The 2,978-nt window shown below is 50.5% G+C and carries 4 protein-coding genes, 1 tRNA gene and 1 other RNA gene; 3 read left to right on the forward strand and 3 right to left on the reverse strand.

Annotated features, from left to right (window positions below; genetic code table 11):
• From recR to ffs, 3 genes are all read right to left on the reverse strand, one after another.
• Positions 1-385: recombination mediator RecR (gene recR, locus ACKOVI_RS03560; RefSeq protein ID WP_509602659.1), on the reverse strand; the 385-nt coding region annotated here is incomplete at its 3' end.
• An 11-nt stretch (positions 386-396) separates the two neighbouring features.
• Positions 397-2,163 (reverse strand): DNA polymerase III subunit gamma and tau, encoded by a 1,767-nt coding sequence (locus tag ACKOVI_RS03565; protein ID WP_509602656.1) that lies wholly within the window; start codon positions 2,161-2,163, stop codon positions 397-399.
• A gap of 59 nt (positions 2,164-2,222) precedes the next feature.
• Positions 2,223-2,320: signal recognition particle sRNA small type (ffs, locus tag ACKOVI_RS03570), an RNA gene on the reverse strand.
• An 80-nt stretch (positions 2,321-2,400) separates the two neighbouring features.
• Here ffs and ACKOVI_RS03575 point away from each other — a divergent pair.
• From ACKOVI_RS03575 to ACKOVI_RS03585, 3 genes are all read left to right on the forward strand, one after another.
• Positions 2,401-2,485: transfer RNA gene (locus ACKOVI_RS03575), tRNA-Ser, on the forward strand.
• 38 nt (positions 2,486-2,523) lie between these two features.
• The gene (locus tag ACKOVI_RS03580; RefSeq protein WP_509602657.1) at positions 2,524-2,784 is read left to right on the forward strand and encodes a PGPGW domain-containing protein; all 261 of its coding nucleotides are present in this window, start codon (positions 2,524-2,526) and stop codon (positions 2,782-2,784) included.
• Between the two features lie 2 nt (positions 2,785-2,786).
• On the forward strand, positions 2,787-2,978 hold a 192-nt coding region (locus tag ACKOVI_RS03585), incomplete at its 3' end, for a SulP family inorganic anion transporter (protein ID WP_509602658.1).

Below are 2,978 nucleotides of genomic sequence, written 5' to 3' on the forward strand. Positions count from 1 at the left end.
GCTGCATCAGTTCGCGAATTCGGAGTTGATCGGGACCGATGCCATCGATAGGGCTGATTGCTCCACCCAAGACGTGATACTTGCCGCGGAATTCGCGAGTGCGCTCAATGGCGATGACATCTTTGGACTCTTCAACGACACAAATCTTCGATGGATCGCGACGTGGGTCGCGGCAGATGCGGCACTGAGTTTCCTCCGAAACGTTTCCACATTCAGTACAGAACTTCACGCGATCTTTAACTGTGCGAACTGCTTCGACTAATGAATTAGCAATCTCTTCATCTGATTGCAGGATATGGAAAGCAATACGTTGAGCTGACTTTGGTCCGATACCTGGCAAGCGACCCAGGGCATCAATCAGATCTTGAATCGCACCTTCATACATTCCTGTTGACATTAGATGTGCTTTGTTTCGCTAATGATGGTTGCACCGAGTTCGGCTGCAAGAAGTGCTGCACCTGTTAATTGTGTTGGATCATTTGGAGCTTCAGTTGTGCGCACAGCCTTTGCCTCTGGAGTTGAGGTATCAATACTTGGATCAACCGTCACCTCGATTTTGCGATCCAAACCAACAATCTCAATAAAGGCATCGCGCAGAATCGCATCGGATTCGCTGCGTAAGAATGAATCACGTGCACCGGCATTGACGATTCCGATAGTGATGTTCTTATCGTCGACACCGAGAATCTGTGCGCTTGCACTTAAGAGTGACCAGGTGAGTCGGCGGCGCTTCTTCACATTTTCGATGACCTCTGGCCACATGCGACGAAGTCCTGCAACATCAATCGAATCAATCTTCTTCGCCGGTTCTGCTTGCTTTTGATCAACAATTTTTTCTACAGGTTTGGTCTCACGAACGGCTTCCGCGGTGATCTTAGAAACATAATCCGCAGGGTCTGGCTCTTTCGCCGGGGAAGATTGATTAAGTCGAGGCTCTGTCGGAACGATAGGGCTCGACGAATCAATCTTCTTGGGTGTTGGGACAGAAGCAGATGGGGCAATGTTTTCAACGCGCTCGAGACGTTCGATACGTGAGAGCAAACCTGCCTCAGATGTATCTCCGATAGGCAGCAAAATACGCCCGCAAATTAGCTCGAGAATCAATCGAGGCGCAGTTGCTCCACGCATCTGTGTGAGGCCCTCGGATGCAATATCGGCAGCCCGAGAAAGTGATGCCTGGCCAATATTCTGCGCTTGAACGCGCATGCGTTCTAGTTGATCGTCAGGAAGTTCGCGCAGAATGCTATTGGCATTTGTCGCCTGCAACGCATCAACGATCATCAAATCGCGAAGGCGTTCGAGTAAGTCTTGTGTGAAGCGACGTGGGTCGTGACCAGATTCGATGACGCGATCTACTGTCTGGAACAAAGTTGCACCATCGCGAGCTGCAATTGCATCCATCGCATCATCAAGAAGTGCGCCATCGGTAAATCCAAGTAGCTGCACTGCAATTTCGTAACTGACTCCATCTTTTCCGGCACCAGCAAGAAGCTGCCCAAGTACAGAGAGGGCATCACGAACAGATCCACCAGATGCACGTACAACAAGAGGAATAACGCCCTTAGCAACCTTTACACCTTCTGCTTCGCAGACCTTTTCCAAATGCGCGGCAAGGGTTCCTGGAGGAACTAGGCGGAATGGATAGTGGTGAGTACGAGAGCGAATAGTTGAAATCAACTTCTCTGGTTCGGTTGTCGCAAAGATAAAGATGACGTGTGCAGGAGGTTCTTCTACAACTTTCAGAAGCGCATTTGCAGCACCCGGACCAAGCTGGTGAGCCTCATCGATAATGTAAATCTTGTACTTGCTTTGAACCGGTGCGAAGAATGCTTTATCGCGAAGATCGCGGGCATCATCGACCAATCCATGTGTGGCAGCATCGAGTTCGATGACATCAAGGGAACCTGGACCGTTTGCCACTAAATCTTTACAGGATTGGCATTCGCCACATGGTGTGGGTGTTGGGCCTTTCTCGCAATTAAGCGAGCGCGCCATGATTCGCGCAGAAGATGTTTTGCCGCAACCACGTGGACCGCTAAAGAGATATGCGTGGTGGGTCTTGCCGGATTCGAGGGCATTTGAAAGTGGAACAGTGACGTGTTCTTGTCCAATGACATCTGCGAATACAGATGGACGATACTTTCGATAGAGAGCCAGGCTCATATTCATACCCTTCGATTGCTCGGACTCAACTCACTTCTAGTTGGACCAAGGATCTAGATTGTTAGGACCTCCGGTGCACCCGACAGAACGCACCTGCCCTTGCTGTATTCCTACCCTGGGGGAGTTCAGCACGACGGCCGTCGCACCGGAGATCTGAGCCAATCTTATGTGTCAGAACCGACTTCTCACACCGCTACCCTTAGCCAGTTCGATCTGGGCCCGCCTGGATTGAGCGCGGGAGGATTCGCATAGCGGCCGAGTGCGCACGCTTGGAAAGCGTGTATAGGGAAACCTATCGAGGGTTCAAATCCCTCATCCTCCGCACAAGTTTTTCAAAGGAAGCGAGCATAAACTCATCTCATGCGCACACGATGGCTCTGGGTGAAGAACAATTGGAAGCGCCTCCCTCATCCTCTGCGTTGGGTAATTGCCGCAACCGTTGGTGGCACTCTCGTAGTTTTAGGGCTCACTGGTTTGGTTCTACCGGTGATACCAGGAATCCCACTCCTGATTGCAGGCTTCGCACTTCTTGCTACTGAGTTTGCCTGGGCTGAAGTTCTTCTCAACCGCACGAAGCATCACGTCTCCAAGGCGGTCAATAAGGTTCGTAAAAAGAAGTAATTTTGAAACTTTCCGAATTCTGGCAAGGACGAGATCAATTCTTTAAGGATCTCGTCGCTGGTGTAACCGTAGGAATTGTTGCGCTACCTCTAGCAATTGGATTTGGCATCACCTCTGGCATGTCTGCTCAGGCAGGTATCGCAACTGCAATTCTGGCTGGATTAATCGCAGCACTCTTTGGTGGTTCGCGTTTT

The sequence above is a fragment of the Candidatus Planktophila sp. genome, assembly GCF_046070465.1.
GTDB lineage: Bacteria > Actinomycetota > Actinomycetes > Nanopelagicales > Nanopelagicaceae > Planktophila.